This window comes from Thioclava sp. GXIMD4216, from assembly GCF_037949285.1.
GTDB lineage: Bacteria > Pseudomonadota > Alphaproteobacteria > Rhodobacterales > Rhodobacteraceae > Thioclava > Thioclava litoralis.
The window spans coordinates 2,575,615-2,593,405 of sequence record NZ_CP149926.1 but is presented as its reverse complement, the minus strand read 5'-3'; the positions used below and the strand labels follow the sequence as shown (position 1 = coordinate 2,593,405).

Here is a 17,791-nt window from a genome sequence, read left to right as displayed (position 1 = left end):
TCTTGCGCCCCCCCGACTTACCCAATAGATAGCCCCCCACGACGGACCCGTAGCTCAGCTGGATAGAGCACTTGACTACGAATCAAGGGGCCGGGCGTTCGAATCGCTCCGGGTCCGCCACTACTTCTGGCTCTGCCAGATACGACATAGCCTGATCATTCAGGTGCAGATATTGCGGACCCGTAGCTCAGCTGGATAGAGCACTTGACTACGAATCAAGGGGCCGGGCGTTCGAATCGCTCCGGGTCCGCCATTTCTGAAGTTGTCGAATGTCAGACGGAACTGGCTTTTCTTTCACATAGATGTCCGCGAATGTGTTTTTGGCTCATTCTTGGCATGTTGGTCGATTGATTGGGCTGGCGTAGGATCGGGGCGAATCCAATGCCCAATCCTGAAAGACATGCGTGGCAAAAAGTCGATCTGTAGATCCTGAAGCGGATTTCGCGCCGCTGCCGCTGACCGTGCAGCACGAACGCTTTGAGCCGGCCTCGTCTCTGCTAACGCGGTTGGCAGCACGCAATGGTGCACCCTCTGTCTACCAGTTCTGCGCCGATCTGGCCTTTCCTGTCGACCCTCTGTTCCGCGGAGAGCCTCTGGCAATCGCTCAGCTTGCGCAGCTTGCAGGCTGTGACGCTTCTACACTGGCACGGGTCTCCATCTGTCATCTCGGCCATAGCCGCTTCCGCCTGCGCGACGAGATCGCGATGACGCATAGCCTGCAGCGCACGCGCATACGCATCTGCCCTGTATGCCTGCGCCGAGAGGTGCCATCTGCAGAGGAGGCATGGCGGATGCCCCGCAGGCTGCCGTGGAAGTTTACCTCTGTGCGAAGCTGTGCCGATCATGGCTGTCTGCTGGTGACATTGCTGCCCGAGAAATTCACGAAGGATGGACGGGATTTTGCGGCGCAAGTTCGTAAGCATTTTGGCTGGGTGTTGTCGCAAGGCATTGTTCCCGCAGAGACGGGCTCATTCGAGCGCTATCTTTTGCGACGTATTCTCAACGGGCGGGGCGATGCGTGGCTCGACCGGTTCGAGCTCAATATCGCAGCGCGCCTCTGCGAGGTCCTTGGTTTGCTGCTAAAGAAGGGGCCAGAGGCCACGCTCAGCGGTCATGATGAGCACGATTGGGGACAGTATGGAGAAGCAGGTTATCAGGTGCTCAAAGGGGGCGAACTGGGCTTCTTGGCCTGCTTGCAGGAGCTGGCCGAGCAACATGCCGAGAAGCGCTTCTTCGGGCGTATTTACGGGCCGCTGGTGACATGGCTTCAGGGCAGGGGGCTAGGAGATGAAGTCGAGCCGCTACGTGCTTTGATGCGGCGAGAAATCTTTGCTCGTTTCTCGATCCGCAAAGGCGTTCAGGTCTTTGGCGTGCCCTCTGAGGGTATTGCTGCGCGCAATGAGGCACTTGTTCCGTCAATTGAGGGTTTCTCCCTTAAAGAGCAAGCGCTGCTTGTCCGCAGGGCGCTGGCATATAGGCAAGAGGATGGAACGGTCGTCGCTAAAAGCTTTGTCACCGAGACTATGCTTTCTGCCTTCGGGCGGGAACTAGGGGAGCAGACCGAGGCAGATGAAGACCCGAGTGAAGCGGATGAGCTGAGCGTTGTGGCCTATCTGATCGCTGACGCGTCAGGCTATTTGCGGATCACTGATAAGACCGTCCGCTATCTAGTGCATGCTGGCATTCTAAGCCTTGCCTCTTCCAACAATGAGGCCCGCAGCGGCGCACAACAGATATCTCTCAAAAGCCTTGAGGCCTTCCGTCAAAGGTTCATGTCCCTTGGCGAGCTCGCTGATCACACACAGAGCCCTGCAGGGGCGCTATCCACGCGTTTGAGAAACGCAGGTGTGGCAACGCTTCCTATGCTACCGGATCTAAGCCGCATCTATTGGCGCGCCGACTTGGTCATGTCTGGTTTGTTGGCCGAGCGCGAAGCGAAGATTAGTCGTTTTACTCTTTAGGCGATAGCGAAATACGTGGGCTTGTAGCTCTCGGCCCTTTTGTATGTACCGGCTGCTGTTCGCAAATGATTTCTGGCATGATCTCGGAAGTCGCTCATATGTATCCGGCCTGTTGATCGACACGCGGGTCGTGGCCTTTTTGGGGTTACGCACGCGCCGTGATCTAATTAGCGGAAAGGTCCTCAAGGACCGTTAGGGCCGTCAGATTCTGGGGGCGTAATTGTTCCGTTCCATGCTTTCGATCTGTCGCGAACTCCTTTGGGTCGCCCCGGCTAAATACCGGCAGTGACCTCGTCTCTCGGTGCGTCAAACGCGGTTCTGTGTCTGAGGATACTCCAGGCCATGCGCGCCAGTTTGTTGGCCAGCGCCACGGCCAGCTTGTTTCTGTTCATCCTCTCCGATGCGCGGATCAACCAATCGCCAAAGCTGAAGTCAGGCCATCGATTGGCACGCATCAGAATGACCTTGGCGGCCTGAACGAAGAGCATCCTCAGGTATCGACTGCCACGTTTGGAAATGCGGCCGAGCACCGTTCGGCCACCCGTGCTGTATTGTCTGGGAACCAAGCCGACCCATGCCGCAAAATCCCGTCCGCGCCCGAATGCCTCTCCCGTGCCAATCGCGGCAACCATCGCCGTCGAAATCATCGGTCCGATACCAGGAATGGTCATGACGTTGACGCAGTTCTCCTCGGTGCGGCTGATCTGCTCGATCTCTTTTGAGACCGCGTCGATCCGGTCATCCAGCCAGAGCCAGTCGCCGTATAGACCGATCAGGATGGCCCGCATGCGCGGCGATATCTCGTCTTTGCGTTCCTCGAGGATGGCCTCGAAGGAGTTCTTCAAAGCCCGAAGCCCTTTGCGCACCGTGATGCCTTGCTCGATCAGGAAGGCGCGGATCTGGTTGATAGTCGCGGTCCGGCGCGACACCAGACGCGAGCGCACCCGGTGAAGGGCCTGCAGGTCGAGCTGGTCCTGGCTCTTCTCCGGCACGATTGGTAAGTTCGGGCGCAGCGCCGCTTCCGCGATGGCCTCGGCATCATTGTAGTCGTTCTTCTGCCCCTTGACGAAAGGCTTCACATAAATCGCGGGGATGATGCGCGGCTCGAAACCAAGCTGGCGTAGGGTCCGACTGACGAAATGAGCACTCAGGCAAGCCTCCATGCCGACGATGCATCGCGGCAGCTTCTCGAATGTCGTGACGAGTGCCAATCGCTTGATCTGCTTACGCAACACCAACTGACCATCTCGGTCAAACCCGACGAGGTGGAACGTGTCCTTGCCAATGTCGACTCCGATGGACATCAGCTGATCGAACGTCTTCTTATCCATGCTACTTCTCCAACTTACAGACATAGGCTCAGCCTAACCTGCTGGGTGAAGCAGCCGGTACATCCCATTAACGGTCATTCACTAGGCTGGCTCGGCTGCATCGCAGCTTCCCCAAACCGGCCATCCGTGGCATCGTGCAGAAAGGTCTGACACGCCAAGGTCGGCAGTGCGGGACGAAGCGGTCAATCGAGTGAGCAACGCGGCGCAAAAAACGCAAAGGCTTCATGAAAGATCGAATGCCAACTTTGATCCAGTGGTTCTCTCAGCGGATGCCAGAAAAACGCGAAGGTATGGCCGAAATCATTGACCGTGTGGTGATACCAAGTCTCCGGAAGTCCAGACGAGAGATGCTGGAAGAAATGCCAACACTGACGGGTTGTCCCGATTTGGTGGGCTCCAATATAAAACAAGGGTTTAACAATGCGAATGCCGCTTTCTTCCCAAGTTTCTCTGATCGCGGCTTCATCCGGGTCCTCGTCGGATTCAATGGTGCCCTTGACGAATTGCTTGCCAGCAGAAGGGTGAGCAAAAGCCAACACCTCTGGCTGACCGCAATTCAAACGAACCACAATTGGACAGGCTTTCTCGGGCATGATCATGCCCTCAGTTGACCTACTGGCAGGGGTGAGATCAAGGCGCAAGATGGGCTCAAAGCCGCCATGCGGCGGCGCAGTAGGCTTTGTTCGACTTGATCGCCTTCAAGCGCGGCGAGTGTGGTAGATCGGGTGTCGGCAAGCTGCCGAGGACGCGGTGGGCGTGGTGGATGGGAGTAACCACTATGCCAAATACAAACCTGCCTGCCACTCGTGCATGCCGCCCAGCTTGGAACAATAGGCGCATCGTCGGCCAGGCAAGTGCGGCAGCAAATGGTGGGGTGGCTCGTCGTTTTCAAGACTCGACGACTCTGATTTTTTTTAGAACACTGCTACCTGAAGGCCCCTATCTTCTTAAGTTCCCTAAAGTCGAGAAGGAAGTCGATGTTCAGCTTTGCACCCTTGTTCGAGAACCTGATTGGAGCTTACGGCTCGCGATGGCTTGTCGACAAACTCAACATCCCGCCTGAACACCATTTCGCGGCAGGTATCGTAATCTGTACCGCCGTCGGGTACCATAAGCAGCTCCGGCGGGCTGCGATTGAAACGGTGACTGACATCGCCGATGCAGGCGCTGCCGTCGCCGATGCAATTTCTGACGCCAAAAAAGAGCGCAAGCCCATCGAGCCCGAAGAATGGGCGACCGCGCATCATTCCACACGTCACCACCCACGCATCCAACAGCTTCTCATGTGATGGCATTTACCGGCCCTTAGCTGCCGGTCAGCGCGCGGTACTGCATATCTCCCCAACAACCCAAAGCAGACCTCCATCGCGACTGCCGCAAACTTCATCGAGCCCAAACGCCGGAAGATTTGAGCGGGAAAACATTGGACGCGAATTGCCTAACGTTTGAAACTCTCTCGTGATGGCGCGCTTTGGGAGTGCAGGGAGGTCTCCAGCCAGATGAAGAGAAACAAGCGATCAATACCAGAAATCCGCGTAAGGCTTAGGGAGCTAGCTGAGGAGCATGGCCTTGAGGAGCTTCATGCCCTTGCGGATGAAATGTATAGGCGATCCCCCGTCAGGCGAGCTTCAAACAGAAGTGTAAAGCTGACCCCAAAGCTCGCCGAAAAAATTCGTCGTTATGCTAGAAAACATCCAAGCCTACACCAACGGGACTTGGCGCAAGAATTTAACGTTAATCCTGGTCGAATTTCTGAAGCTCTAAACAATGAAATTTGAATGTTTCGGCGACTTGCGGCCGAAAAATGTTCGGCCCTCAGCCGACTTTCGTAGAGCTTCGGCCATATTGCACTGCGGCCCGTCGAAGAGGACATTCGCTGCAACGAGTACGTTGCGCACCCTGCTATCACCTGCAACTATGATCTCATGACCGAATTCGAAATGAAACTTGCAGAAACAATTGGTCGACCCTCATCACAAAGACCATTTGTCTGCGATGGTGATCCGTCAACCTGCTCGATATGGGTCGTTGGTTACAACGCGGCGACTACTGGTGGCAACTGGTGGCGGTTCTGGACGTCTGACAAGGGGTTCGACCTTGGCTTATGGCGTCGAGACTACGATGCCGAAAGAGCGGCGCGCGGTAAGGGTCCATCGGCAACGAGACGACGTATTGATAGACTCACGTCAAAGGTGTCGGGCGTGTTAGAAACCAATATTCATGCGACACCATCGACTGAAATGGCTAATATGCCGGCAAGCACGACAGACGCCTTCGATCTCCTTTTGACGACATTCGAACCGCGCGTCATCATTGCGCATGGTGTTCCCGCTGCAAAGCACCTTCAAGGCTGGACCGGTGGAAAGCTAATAACTTGTCCTCATCTCTCTCGGGCCAGTTATGCTGTCGTGGATGAAATCGTCAAACAGCTTGAGCGCAACTAGCATCAAACTATCCGGAATCGAACTACTGCGAATATGATTGGCCGCTGTGCTCGAGCCAGTCATGCGGCACATTAGCTGCCGGGATCAGGCACAGTGGCGGGGTTTGGTTATTCTTGATAGACATCGATCTTAGCGGTCGTTCAAGCTCAATGCGCAGAACCCCTCTCCTCTAACAGCTGTATGTAATCTATATTTCTTATCAAACGGATTGAGAGCATAAAACGGTCAAGATATCCGCACCGAGCGATCGAGTATTTTTCGGATTTCCATTGGAGTTGAGAATGTCGACTCCGATTGCCACGGCTACTTCACGAAGTGCGGGTATGGCAGGGGTTTCTCGCTGTCCGTTGCGCTCAACCAAAATAGTGCCGTTCTCGAGTTGCTTGATGAGAATGTCACTAGACACCGCCTGCGCGGTAACGCGTAAATCAGAAAGTTCGCGCGCTCGGGACAGCTTTTGAGGCGTATAAACCAATTTAGACGCTGCAGCGCGCATTTCACTGCGCGCTGCAGCACTCGTGCAATCGAGCAGTTCTTCGATCGAAACCTCATTTTCTTCGACGACCAAGCGAAGAACAATTACTCGGTCCACCTGATCGAATGTGTCCAAATTGAATGAAACTTGAGATGATGTCGTGATCGTTTTGACAGAAATACGCTCCCCATCGGCGCTCACAACATCATACCCGTGCTGATTGACGGCCAACGCCATTTGTCCACGTGTGATCATCGCTGCATAAAGCTCCCCGATCCGACCAGATAAGTGGCGCAACTCGGCTTGCTGTACGCCCCAGTTCAGTTCTTTCTCAAACCAAGAAAGTGCTTCAGCTAGGGATTGAATAATCTGAACTTGCGATAATGCCATGCTTTAAATCTCTTCTATGACGCCGCTGAGAGCAAGGCAGCCCGAACACAGCAATTCCGGCCCATTGCCGCCGCCCTGCGCCTCGTCGGGATACTGCGGTAGCAGTTCGTTTTCCGGACATTCGCCGCAACTGCGACATACATGCTGGGCTGAACTCACAGAACGTGCTCTGCTCAGCGCTACCGATTGAAAAATCAGCAACAAGCGATGGACGCGCTGTTTGCATTCAAAGCACTTTGATGGCTTCAGCAATCCTTGGAGAGTAGCTAACGATCACCTCAGTGAAAGTCACTCTGCGCTGACAGCTTCATCAAAGCCCAAAACGTCTTCCAAGATTTCGAATACCTCACTGAACCGCTCGAAATCCTCCGCGTTTCCATGTTCACAGAGCCAGTCACAAAGATTACGTTTTTCATCTTTATTGATTTTCCAAGTCTCCGGCACAGTAGAAGGCACTCCGCGCTCCGAGGTTACATGTTCACCAATAATGTCTACGAAGGCAGCCTTGTGGTCAATTGCGAGTTGCATCGTTGCATTTGAGAATAAATTTTCGACACCCGAAGTGATCCTGCTGTCTTGTTTGGGAATGGTTCGGCGAAACAACTTGCCATTATTGTCTGTCGGCTTGTCCGCGTCGCAGTCATATAAAAGGATCCACTTTTGCCGAATTACGTTGCTCAGATGCGAATTATAGGTTTTCCAGATCATATTCAGGTGGGGCATACCCACTGCGTCGACCAACTCAAATTGGTCTAGCACTTCTTTTTTCTCCAGTAACTCTGCTGCCCTGTTCAAATAATCTATGTCAGTTGTACCTTCGACATAGAGCATCGGCTTCTGACTAGCCTCGACCTTGCTGCGAACGTCTTCTTGAAAACGCGCGCTTTCTTGCATGTGCTTGTAAGCGACTTCAAACTCAGAGAAGCGCTCAACTTCAATCTCTTGACCGCTGGGTAATTCGATAATTTGAAACCCGTTAATAGGAAAAGCTTTCCCCATGCCGATTAAGAAGAGTGGGGAGTGCGTTGTGAGAATAAACTGCACCTTTGGAAAGAGGCCTATCAGTTTTGGCAAAAGGTCGTGTTGTAAATTTGTATGTAGGTGAAGGTCGATCTCATCGATCACCACTAAGCCTTCAACATCACCTAGCTCATTTAGTGGCGCACGGCTCAGGTCAAAATCTCGAATAATCGTCAAAAACATATCGAGCAAAACGGCTTGACCTGTTGAGAGCTGAAAAAGATTTGAGGTGATATGCTTATTGTTTATCGAGATGCCGATTTGTCTATTATTCCTTGCACCAACGCTCCATTCAACGGTTCCCGGCTTATCAAATAGAGTAGTGAGAAACGTAGAAATGGAATCTAGTATTCTTGTCGCGCGACCATTTCGCACCTCAACAAGTTGTGGCCTTACCAGCGCCCCTCCAACTCCGGGCACCTGAATTATTTGGCTCTTTTTTTCTATTGCATAGCTATCGTACACAAGATCAAGCAACCAGCTTTGTAGTTCGCGCATTGGTGCGTAATTTACTATCGGGCGATTTGAAAGGTTTTCGAATTTCTTGAGAGATCCGTAACTTGCCTTGTTACGGAGATTTAGATCATTGAGCCAAGCTGGTTCCTCAAACCTATTTGGAGGAAAGAACAAATGCGTTGCCTTGCTCAAGGCGTCTTTGAGATATGCGCTTTGCTTAACGAAATTTGAATCATAGTGCGACGCTGTATTCTCATCGACCTCCCCCCATTTACTGTAGGCCGGATAGGGAATCGCGTGATCTTTTTTCATCCTCAAAAACTGAGCTTCGGAAACAAAAAGATTATGATCGAAATACACTTCCCCAACAGAGAATTCCGCGCCAGCTCGTACATAGGACGGGCTTCGCAGCTTGTACACTTTGCCAGTCTCAACGTCAGAATCATCGAATACAGTTCCATGTGCTGCAATCAAAGCGCTAACGATGTGAGCAGTGGCAATGCTCTTTCCAGAACCATTCTGCCCTACAAAAATAATGGGCTTGGGAGTGCGATCTTCATTGAAACGGCACTCGATATTGGCTTCCTCTATCGGGCCTGTGTTCTTTAATTCGAGGCGCTGTAGGTACATATTGAATCTCCCAAGAGCAAAGGCGCGTACTGGTTGATATCGCGCGGTACTTGGCAATGAAAGCGGCGCTATAGCGGCAAACCGGATTGATGGCTGTTTTGTTTAACACGACCCAATTGAGAGGAAACGAGCAATCTTCCAAGTTGCGCCACTAGGCGCAGGTTGGTCGGCCTCAAAACGCACATCATTCGAGCGCTGCCTATCAGGCAAGGTCCGCTCGTGGAACCCTTGAGGTCTTTCTTAGGCGGCGCAGCGAATGTCTGCTTTCCGCCTATTTTGTTGAAAAACTCGTGCTTGATCGAAGGGCCATCGGCTGATTCAATTCCTGCAAGGGACGGGAGGATCGGCGATGATGGGACCGCGGCAGGAGGCGCAACCGGCGCTGTTCTACGAGTTTTCTCTGGAGGATCATGTCCCGCAGAACCACCTGCTGCGTTCCATTGATCGGTTCGTGGACCTCTCCGGGATCCGAACCTACCTTGCCGATTTCTACAGCCACACGGGGCGCCCCTCAGTCGATCCAGAGCTGCTGATCCGAATGCTGCTGGTAGGGTATTGCTTCGGCATCCGGTCAGAGCGGCGGCTGTGCGAGGAGGTGCATCTGAACCTGGCGTATCGGTGGTTCTGCCGCCTGGACCTCAGCGACCGTGTCCCTGACCACTCTACCTTCTCAAAGAACCGACACGGCCGTTCAGGCGCAGAGCCGCTGGTATATGGCTCCCGTTGGTGCGATCGCGACGCTCGTTTTGATCGCGCTTGTAAAGTTCTTGATGTCGTAAATTCAGGGCGTGCAGCCTAGCCATAGATTGCGTATTTTCCCGCCCAGATTGCACTGAGATCAGGGCAGGTGTTATGTCGCCATTTAAGCTCGGTGGCGGGGGGTGCGAGATGGATTATTTGCGCCCTTATATTGAGTAGTTATCAAGGCGATAACCCCCGCGGTTTGGAGCCAGATAAGCGCAAAAAAACTTATGAAACTCGGAAGAATCTCTGACTTTCCTGTTTTCCATTTTGATAGCATTGATCTTGTTCTTGCCCTAATCCTGTCGCATAGTCCGCAGCAGTTTTGAGCAAGTTTTTTGACGTTAGGCCGGTTTGGACGAGGACTATTGGTTGGGCATTGGGGCGGACCCCGCCTTTGCTGGAAATTCAGATGCAGAGCAGCCTTATCTCAGGATCGAAGAGATCCGAGATGTAGAGCCGCTGGACAGCCAGTTCGGGACATTGCCGAAGAAAACGGTTCCTGATGTGCTTTACGAGCCGTTCTTTGGTCAATCGGATCCCACAGAGGCCGAAATCGAGAAATTTGGTTCGCTCGATGCCGTTCCTCAGTTGAAGACCTATGCTATTCTCGACGCGGCCAAAGTCCCCAATCTGCCAGAAATCCTTGAACAAAGCGGATTGGCCTATCGCTGCTTGTTCAAAGGCGGGGCAGCGGAAGAGCTTAAAAAGAGCGCCCCATATCTGGTCGATATGAGCTTGGGGAACCGGTCTGGTGAGGAACCCGCGCCGGGGTCGCCGTTCCATCGCAACTTCTTCCGAAAATACTGGGGCAAGAATGTTGGAATACTGCTACGAACCACTGCATCGATGGATGAAATTTGGTCGCATTTAAGAAAATTTACACGTCTCCAGGTTGAGCAGGACAAGAGATGGGTCTTTTTTCGATATTGGGACCCGCAAATCACGCCTTGCTATTTTGACAGTATCAGGGATCTTCCCCAGAAGATTGTTCAATGGCTCTATATGCGCGATGATCAGCGCGTGGCCTTGATTGCAGGCGATCAACCAGAGTCGCAAAATGCTTGGCTGATCCGGCCTTGCTTTGAAAACCTCGTAGGTGTCAAAGCGAAGGGCATTCCAGTGCTGTCTGATGTGGAACTTGACGGTTTCGAGCGTTTCAGGGCCTATCGCTATGAGACGCGCGCCATGGCATTCTTCCGAGATCAGTTTCCGCAGAAAGCCGCTGCGTTAACGGATGACTCGCTCCGCCAGGTGGTCCGCATCGCCAGTCAAAAAGCTAAGGCAAAAGGGATTGCTTCTGAGAAGGACCAATTCAAATATTTGATCGCTGTTGCGTTTTTGGGATGCTATTTTGAGGATGATTCGCAATATCGTACTACTTTGACATCCATTGGCTGGTTTTCTGAGAATGAGCGCGCTTACGCGCCTTACATGGCGGGCTTGACCGAGGTTGTGAGTGCGCATGTTGCGGATATCCATAAAGATCTGGCGCGCCCCAAGCGTATACTCTTAGGGTTCGAGAGGATCTATTCCAGCCCTTCGGATCAGCTGACCTATGACCATATTCGAGGTATTTTAAGCAATATCTGGCCCACACGGTGTCAACGCCTTGGTGTGGAGCAGGTCAATGCGTTCATTAGCCAAGCCGGCGGCTTGGCGCAACACCGCTTCAACCTGTCTGGCAGCGATCTCGTTGCTTATGTTGTCGCTGCGATGTATTTCGGATCAAATTTTGGTGGCGACCCGCTATTCCCATGGGCATCCCAGGCGATTGCACAGCCTAATGTTGAAAAAGGTCGGCATCAAATCGGAGCTGTTGTTTTTGATATTTTTGCGAATTTTTGGAAAGAAATGAAATGAGTAAGGAATTTTTCCAAGGAATTTCTGGTGCAATCGAAAGTATTTTCTCTTCACCTGTCAAAGCGGCATCATTGCCAAGCTCAACTTCGGAGGGGAGTGGGTCATCAAGTACAGCTTCAAGTGATCCTGTAGTTAAAGATGACCCGGTGAAAAGCGCAGAACGCGCAGCCGAGCAGCAGGGGTCAAGCGAAGATCCAGGGTGTTTATCCGGCAAATGCTGCCAACTCGTGACTGAAGCAATGATTCGCGCTGTTTGGCCTCACGGAAACGCAAAGAGAATAAGTATTGTTGCTGAAGGTCTTAACATAAATATCAATGATGGGAAAATTGATAACGAGCTTCGGCTCACGCATTTTATCGCTCAAGCGAAGCATGAAACAGGGCCTAGCTTGGCTTTCGCCGAAAATCTGAATTATGACGAAGAGGGGTTATTCACTAGCAGATATTCTTATTATAATGGTCATAGAGATCGTTGTAAAAGAGATGCACGCAACGTAGAGGCGATCGCGAACAATGCGATGGCTGATGAAAATAGAAAACCTGGATTTGAGCTTGGAAACACACAACCGGGGGATGGTTGGCGCTATAGAGGTCGTGGCTTACATCAACTTACCGGGCGTGATAATTATCGAAATTTCACCAGAGACCATGAGAAAATTTGGGGCGAAAAAATAGATTTTGAAGCCAATCCTGAATTAGTGGACCAACCGATTTACGCTGTTAGGTCTGCATTGGCATTTTGGGTTCGAAAAAAGTTATATGATATAGCAGACCGAGGTGCGTCTGATGACGTGACAGACGATATCACTAGAGTAATAAACAGCGGTCTGTTTGATAAAAAGGAGGGTATCAAGAATCACGTGATACCGCGACGCCAAAACGTTAATAAAATTTATAGTCGGCGCGTTTTTAAAGATGTCTGCTTCAATACCTCAAAGTTATTAAGCAATGCGAAAGCTAGAGAACCCAGATGAAATATATTATTATTTTGTTTTTCTATATCTGTTCCACCATTTGTGTCTGCGCTCATGATCTCCGAGAAGGGCAGGTCTTAATAACCCAGTCAGATGAGTTATCTGAAGTAGAGACGAATAATATAAGGGCATCTTTGATGCCGAATTATGATGATGACATCTCTTTTTTAGAAGTGGTTGATAAAAAGAATACGAAGAAAAAACGTATTGGGCTATCTCCTTACTACAGATTTGATAGGACGACTGTTAAGAGGGCTGGAGAAATTAATTTCTGCTCTCAACTTGGCTATTATGTGGTTTTGGAGGTGTATCTGGAGCCTCGGACCGCATACTTATTTGAAAAAGAAGAGGGGGTATACGATTCACTGTTTTTGTTCGATTCTAAGGTTGATTTGGTTGGCCAAATTAATGAATCAAAAGATAAAGATTTAGATGTATATAGTCTTTATTCATCAAAAGAACTGACATGTGCCCATGGTGAAGTTTCGCTTTCGAATCCATAAATTGTTGGGTGTCTCTGAGAACGTGCTCTGCCCCCTGAAAACTGGATCGATTGAAGTTGGAGTTTTTCGCTAAATTTTCCTGGCTGGAAGAGGAGCGGAAACGCATGAAGTCATCGAAGTTCACGGAGGCGCAGAAGGCGTTCATCCTGAAGCAGGGCGTGTATTGACCCACGGAAATCCTGCTCATGCTACAAAGGAGAACGTGGCAATGAGTATGACAATGGACGACAGCATCAAACGTTGGACGGCCAAGCGGAAGACGGCGCTGGTCATCGAGATCATTCAAGGCAAAACGACGGTGGCCGAAGCCAGCCGATCGTTCGACCTGACGCCTTCCGAGATCGAAGGCTGGGTCGAGGATGCAAAGCGGGACATGGAGAACTCCCTGCGCGCGAACCCGCTCGACATTCGCGAGCAATACGAGAAGCAGCTGAAGGATCTGCAGGAAGCCTGTGGTGAGGCGATGCTGGAACTGCGCGCTCGAAAAAAGCTGCAGGCCCTCATGGTGAGGCAGTAGGCCGCCACTGGTCCGAGGCCACTGCCGAACGGAGGACGGCAATTGATCCGGACGCTCCATGAGGGCCTGCTGGCCGATGGTGTAGCGGTCTCGTGTATTGACCCAGCTGAATCTGCTCAGGTTAAGCCGCTGATCTGAATGCCTCGACAGGCGTGCGCATTGCAAGGGCCTGATGAGGGCGGCGGTTGTTGTAGAAAGCGATCCAGTCGGCGATGACACGCATTGCGTGTTGGATTGTCTCGAAACGGTGGCGCTGCACACATTGCTCCGTCAGCGTCCTGATGAAGCGTTCAACCATGCCGTTCTGTTGCGGGCAGTGCGGGGTTATGAACTCCTGCTTCAGCCCGTAACTACGGACAATTTTTGTGAAGTGGTGGCTGGTGAAGACCAAGCCGTAACACCTTCGGAACGCATCGGTCGGAGATGCTATGATCGCCTGCGCAGCCCCCAAATCGCGCAGCAGGTGATCATAGCCGACGCCAGGTCCCTACAGTGGTTTGTACGAACCACACCACGAGGGAGACCGACTATGACCACGATGAGTATTACACACACGAAGACTGTTTTGGCCGCAATCGACATCGCCAAGTCGCGCCGCAGAAGATTGACGGTTCTCAATCGGCTGGAAGATTTTGACCGTCTCATACAGGCTCTGACAGGATACGGTCTACCTGTCCGGGTCGCATTCGAGGCTACCGGATGCGTACTGACGCGCTTCCTGCGCTCAACCCGTTTGTCGCGGAAGTTTCCCCCAATCTCCACCAGCAAAGAACTGCGTCTCATGTCACGATTGCATACCGTTGTATGGGTGCGAGATCTTTATGCTTGAGGCCGCTTTCATACGATGCCTTGTCTCTCGGTCTGGTTTGCGGGCGAGGCGTTCGCTTCCGAGCATTGGAAAAGCGGCGCCTCTTCTCGAGAGACTGCCGAAGTCACAGGGGCCACATGTTCAATTCGGGCTGGGTCCGGGGGCATCCACAGACCCTTGTACCGCTTCCCATTCCTCAATGCCGGGACCGGAGAGGGCTGTCCGGCGTGGCGGGCGGGCTATGTTTACGAGATGCGGTTCGCGTCGAGTAGGGTGCGGAATTCGCTTAGATATTCTTTTCGGTTCTGTGCCAGCCACTGCACGATCTCGGGCGTGGCCAGCAGCTTGCGCAGATATCCGCGGGCGAGGGTCAGATGCAGGGTGTCCATGCCGAAACTGTCTTCGAATGTCCGGATTTTCGTTTGCAGATTGAGCAGTTCGCGTTCCATATGGGCAAGCGCCGTTGCTGTGATGGCCTGCCCGTCGGAGCCCGCAGGCTTGCGGCGGCGCTGGGCCAGATGATGGTCAGGCGTCGCTGCAAGCAGGGCCTTGGCAAATCCCGAGCTGAAATTGTTTTGCCCCAGCATCAGTTCAGCCGCCTCGATCTGGCGAAGGGGCACCATCTTGCGCAGGATATCGAAACTTGCCATCGGACAGGACGCGGCACGTAGCAGCTCGGCCGCCTCTGTGCAGATCCCCTCAAGCAGGCGGGAACGGCGCAGGATCGACTTGATATCCAGCCCCAGTGCTGTGGCAATGGCCGCCTCGGGGACACCGCGCGCGATGGCCCGTTTGATCATCTTATGCTCCTGTATCGGGGGCAGACGATTGATGCGCTTGTTATAGGTATAGGTTTCGTCATCGGTGCTGATCAGGCATTCAACGCGGGTCTGTCCCAGATCTTTCAGGGCTTCGATACGCAGGGCACCGTCCAGCAGGAAAAAGCGGTTTCCATCCTTGGGGTGACGCGCCACAACGGGGGCCTCGACTAGCCCTACAGCCTTCACAGACCCCAGAATCTGTTTGTATTTGCTGCTCTCCTTGGTCTCGGGCCGCAGCGGCTTCAGGGTCAGTATCTGGTCCAGACGCAGCAGAAGGGTCTCCGGCTCGAAGCCGAGTTTGACGGTCGGAGGGGGTAGGGTGTCTGTCATGGTGCGGAGGCCGGTTGCAGCCGCTCGGCCAGCGCCTTGGGCAGGTCATGCAGGCCCTTCTGGCGCAAAAGCGCATGGAAGGCCGTTTCGGACAGGAGGTCGCGCAGGGCCTGCATCACGAAAAGCAGCCGCGCCTGTGTCATGTCGGATTTGCGCACCAGAACCCGCTGGCGGTCCGCCTCGCGCTGGTAGAGTTTCAGCAGGTCGCTCTGGGTAAGCCGCCTTTTGCGGCTTTTCGCGTCAGGGGCGGGGCCGGCCCCCGGCGATTTGGCGGCGTTTGTCTGGGCGCTGCGTTGGGCAAGGAGACGACGGATCTGCGCAAGTTTCTTCCCCTTGAGATGCCCCTCGGCATAGGCATCCATCAGGAGGTTCTGCACATTGTCCCCTTCGGCCTGCGCGATTTCGGCGGCCAGCGTGACCGGAATGAGCCCGGTCTCGACTGCGGCCACAAGACGGTCTTCGCCTTTCGCCAGCATGGCGCAGACCAGATGTACCCAGCTCGGGGCGCAGCCGATTTTGGCCGCGATCACCGCCTCGGACATGCCCCGCTGCCGCAGCGCGCCGATTTCGTTCATCAGCTCGATGGGGCGGTGCTGGCGGCGCGCGATATTCTCGACGAGGCTCATGATCATGCATTCGGCGTCACCGGCTTCGATAATGACCGCAGGGATCGTTGTCTGGCCCAGCATCCGGAACGCCTCCAGACGACCCTCGCCGCAGACCAGCTCGAAGCGGTCGCTTTGCGTTGCGGCACGCCGTAGCGTGATGGGGCGCTTCAACCCGATCATATCGATATTCTCGACGATCTCCTGATGGATCTGGCGGTTTCTGGCCCGCGGGTTCATGACCTCGATCCGTGCGATCGGGATGATCTGCACGCGCTGTGCGGGGGCGGTGTCCATCAGGCGATCTCCTCTAGGGGCTGTCTTCGGGCAAGCTGGAAGAGCGGGGCGGGCGTGTCGCTGCGAAAAGCCTCCAGAGCGAGGCCGTTTTCTTCTTCCAGCCGGAGCTGGGCGGTACCGATCTCGATCAGGGGAAGCAGGAAGTAATCCAGAGCGCGGCGGTTGCGTGGATCCATCCGGATCACAAGGGTCAGATCGGGTATCCGGCTGGTGTCAAACCGTATCCGCCAACGCAACCGGCCACTGGGCAGGGCATGGCAGCGCGCGATCACCAGTGACAGCGTCAGTTCATGGTTCAGGCGCAGCTCTCCGGCGGCGGTTTCATGGATCTGCCCACCGGCGTCGCGGATGCCCTGGACGATCGCGTCGACGAGCGCGGGATACATCGCGCGCAGGCGTTTGTTGATCTCGATATAGCGATAATCCCTGCGCGGGTGATAGCCGACAAGGCGATACGCCCTGAGCAGGCTGCCGAACCGGCTGGCATAGGCATGGCTGGAGGGCAGCCCTTCGGCCTCGTCAATGATCAGGCCGGACAGCGCGCCTTGTGCCGTAAGCAACCGCTCCAGCGCCTGTAGCATGTCCTGATCGGACAGGCGCGCGCTGCGCGCGGCGATCCGGTGCGCGGCAGCCGCAAACTGGGAGGGCTCAACAAGCGCGGGAAAACTGTTCGGGGCACGGACCCACTGCTGTGGATCGTTACGGATGCGGGTTTTCTTCAGCTTGAACGACACGCGGTTCCAGACATTCGTGCCGATATATTTCTCGTTGATCAACAGTTGGTGGATGGTCCCGCGTGTCCATGCCCGCCCCAGATCCGTCTTTAGGCCCTGACGGTTGAGGGCGGTGGCGATATCGGTCTCGCTCAGGCCATTTTCAACGAAATCGCGATAGATGCGGCGCACCGTTTCGACCTCTTCCGCAGGGCCGGGCACAAGGATGACACGGTCGGTCTGGAGGCACTTATGCTCGCCGCGCGCCAAAGGGCCCTTGGGTAGGCCGTGCTGGTCGATCAGCAGACGGCGCAGGCCGAATCCGGCTGGGCCACCTTGCCGGAACCCCTTTTCGATCAGGCGGCATTGTCCGGTGAAGACCTTGTTGGACAATTCGCGGCTATATTCGCCCGCCATCGCGCGTTTCACGCTTTTGACAATGGTGGCGATGGGTCCGCCGTCATTCTCGAAGGGCTCGGCGCAGTAGTGGATGGACACGCCGGACCGACGGCAGATATATTCGTAATAGGCGCTTTCATCCGCATCCTGAAAGCGTCCCCAGCGGCTGACATCATAAACCAGCAGGGCCGTGAAATCCGCCTGACCGGTGGTGATGGTCTCGATCAGGGCTTTCAGCGCGTCCCGTCCTTCAAGGCGCAGGCCGCTTTTGCCCGCATCCGTATAGCTGCGCACGATGTCCATCCCGCGCCGCGCTGCATAGGCCTGAAGCGCCTCGCTCTGGTTTTCTGTCGAATACCGCTGATGGTCCGTAGACATGCGGACATATTGCGCCGCGCGGATCAGAGGGGCAGCGGATGCTGGGCTGTCGCACGGCTGGGGCATGCCTTGTCTCCTTGCGCATTGCCAAGACCGTCTTGGGGATGCGCCGATGATAGTGCGAAACCCTTTTGC

General features: G+C 54.1%; 15 protein-coding genes, 2 tRNA genes and 2 pseudogenes. 11 read left to right on the top strand and 8 right to left on the bottom strand.

Annotation, left to right across the window (positions count from 1 at the left end; translation table 11 throughout):
- Positions 1 to 43: 43 nt before the first annotated feature.
- From WDB88_RS12640 to WDB88_RS12630, 3 genes are all read left to right on the top strand, one after another.
- Positions 44 to 120 (top strand) — tRNA-Arg (locus tag WDB88_RS12640).
- Positions 121 to 176: 56 nt separating this feature from the next.
- A tRNA-Arg gene (locus WDB88_RS12635) sits at positions 177 to 253 on the top strand.
- A 151-nt stretch (positions 254 to 404) separates the two neighbouring features.
- A complete protein-coding gene (locus tag WDB88_RS12630; RefSeq protein ID WP_339108026.1) occupies positions 405 to 1,961 on the top strand; it encodes a TniQ family protein in 1,557 nt (518 codons plus the stop codon).
- A gap of 272 nt (positions 1,962 to 2,233) precedes the next feature.
- Here the strand turns inward: WDB88_RS12630 and WDB88_RS12625 are convergent, their stop codons facing one another.
- Together WDB88_RS12625 and WDB88_RS12620 are read right to left on the bottom strand one after the other, a co-directional pair.
- Entirely contained in the window at positions 2,234 to 3,292 is a 1,059-nt protein-coding gene (locus tag WDB88_RS12625) for an IS110 family transposase (protein WP_339106982.1), read from the bottom strand.
- A gap of 182 nt (positions 3,293 to 3,474) precedes the next feature.
- Positions 3,475 to 3,885, bottom strand: a complete 411-nt coding sequence (locus tag WDB88_RS12620; RefSeq protein ID WP_339108025.1) for an NUDIX domain-containing protein — start codon at positions 3,883 to 3,885, stop codon at positions 3,475 to 3,477.
- Between the two features lie 384 nt (positions 3,886 to 4,269).
- Here WDB88_RS12620 and WDB88_RS12615 point away from each other — a divergent pair, with 384 nt between their 5' ends.
- Positions 4,270 to 4,581, top strand: coding sequence for a hypothetical protein (locus tag WDB88_RS12615; protein ID WP_339108024.1), 312 nt, complete (start codon positions 4,270 to 4,272; stop codon positions 4,579 to 4,581).
- Between the two features lie 636 nt (positions 4,582 to 5,217).
- The gene (locus tag WDB88_RS12610) at positions 5,218 to 5,736 is read left to right on the top strand and encodes a hypothetical protein (protein ID WP_339108023.1); all 519 of its coding nucleotides are present in this window, start codon (positions 5,218 to 5,220) and stop codon (positions 5,734 to 5,736) included.
- 199 nt (positions 5,737 to 5,935) lie between these two features.
- Here the strand turns inward: WDB88_RS12610 and WDB88_RS12605 are convergent, their stop codons facing one another.
- Together WDB88_RS12605 and WDB88_RS12600 are read right to left on the bottom strand one after the other, a co-directional pair.
- Positions 5,936 to 6,601: a hypothetical protein gene (locus tag WDB88_RS12605; protein ID WP_339108022.1), complete on the bottom strand. Its 666-nt coding sequence runs from the start codon at positions 6,599 to 6,601 to the stop codon at positions 5,936 to 5,938.
- A 288-nt stretch (positions 6,602 to 6,889) separates the two neighbouring features.
- Positions 6,890 to 8,707 carry an AAA family ATPase gene (locus tag WDB88_RS12600; protein ID WP_339108021.1) on the bottom strand — a complete coding sequence of 606 codons (1,818 nt, stop codon included), beginning with the start codon at positions 8,705 to 8,707 and terminating at the stop codon, positions 6,890 to 6,892.
- Between the two features lie 349 nt (positions 8,708 to 9,056).
- Between WDB88_RS12600 and WDB88_RS12595 the strand changes: the two are divergent.
- The 5 genes and pseudogenes from WDB88_RS12595 to WDB88_RS12575 all read left to right on the top strand — a co-directional run.
- Positions 9,057 to 9,398 (top strand): annotated as a pseudogene (locus tag WDB88_RS12595) (transposase); the annotation flags it as partial.
- 404 nt (positions 9,399 to 9,802) lie between these two features.
- Positions 9,803 to 11,311 (top strand): DUF4123 domain-containing protein, encoded by a 1,509-nt coding sequence (locus WDB88_RS12590; protein WP_339108020.1) that lies wholly within the window; start codon positions 9,803 to 9,805, stop codon positions 11,309 to 11,311.
- Positions 11,308 to 12,285 (top strand): hypothetical protein, encoded by a 978-nt coding sequence (locus tag WDB88_RS12585; RefSeq protein ID WP_339108019.1) that lies wholly within the window; start codon positions 11,308 to 11,310, stop codon positions 12,283 to 12,285. Before WDB88_RS12590 ends, WDB88_RS12585 begins: the two co-directional genes overlap by 4 nt.
- Positions 12,282 to 12,788 carry a hypothetical protein gene (locus tag WDB88_RS12580; RefSeq protein WP_339108018.1) on the top strand — a complete coding sequence of 169 codons (507 nt, stop codon included), beginning with the start codon at positions 12,282 to 12,284 and terminating at the stop codon, positions 12,786 to 12,788. Before WDB88_RS12585 ends, WDB88_RS12580 begins: the two co-directional genes overlap by 4 nt.
- Positions 12,789 to 12,996: 208 nt before the next feature.
- Positions 12,997 to 13,305 carry a DUF1153 domain-containing protein gene (locus tag WDB88_RS12575; RefSeq protein ID WP_339108017.1) on the top strand — a complete coding sequence of 103 codons (309 nt, stop codon included), beginning with the start codon at positions 12,997 to 12,999 and terminating at the stop codon, positions 13,303 to 13,305.
- 121 nt (positions 13,306 to 13,426) lie between these two features.
- Here WDB88_RS12575 and WDB88_RS12570 read toward each other — a convergent pair whose 3' ends face one another.
- Positions 13,427 to 13,696, bottom strand: coding sequence for an integrase core domain-containing protein (locus tag WDB88_RS12570; RefSeq protein ID WP_339108016.1), 270 nt, complete (start codon positions 13,694 to 13,696; stop codon positions 13,427 to 13,429).
- Positions 13,697 to 13,834: 138 nt separating this feature from the next.
- Here WDB88_RS12570 and WDB88_RS12565 point away from each other — a divergent pair.
- Positions 13,835 to 14,005: pseudogene (locus WDB88_RS12565) on the top strand (IS110 family transposase); the annotation flags it as partial.
- A 353-nt stretch (positions 14,006 to 14,358) separates the two neighbouring features.
- Here the strand turns inward: WDB88_RS12565 and WDB88_RS12560 are convergent.
- Genes WDB88_RS12560 through WDB88_RS12550 form a run of 3 tightly spaced genes read right to left on the bottom strand, consistent with a single transcriptional unit; the run spans position 14,359 to position 17,722 of the window.
- Positions 14,359 to 15,264, bottom strand: coding sequence for a plasmid partitioning protein RepB C-terminal domain-containing protein (locus tag WDB88_RS12560; protein ID WP_339108015.1), 906 nt, complete (start codon positions 15,262 to 15,264; stop codon positions 14,359 to 14,361).
- Positions 15,261 to 16,166, bottom strand: a complete 906-nt coding sequence (locus tag WDB88_RS12555; RefSeq protein WP_339108014.1) for a plasmid partitioning protein RepB C-terminal domain-containing protein — start codon at positions 16,164 to 16,166, stop codon at positions 15,261 to 15,263. The genes WDB88_RS12560 and WDB88_RS12555 overlap by 4 nt, the downstream gene beginning before the upstream one ends.
- On the bottom strand, positions 16,166 to 17,722 hold the full coding sequence (locus WDB88_RS12550; protein WP_339108013.1) for a recombinase family protein: 1,557 nt from the start codon (positions 17,720 to 17,722) through the stop codon (positions 16,166 to 16,168). Before WDB88_RS12550 ends, WDB88_RS12555 begins: the two co-directional genes overlap by 1 nt.
- Positions 17,723 to 17,791: the final 69 nt, after the last annotated feature.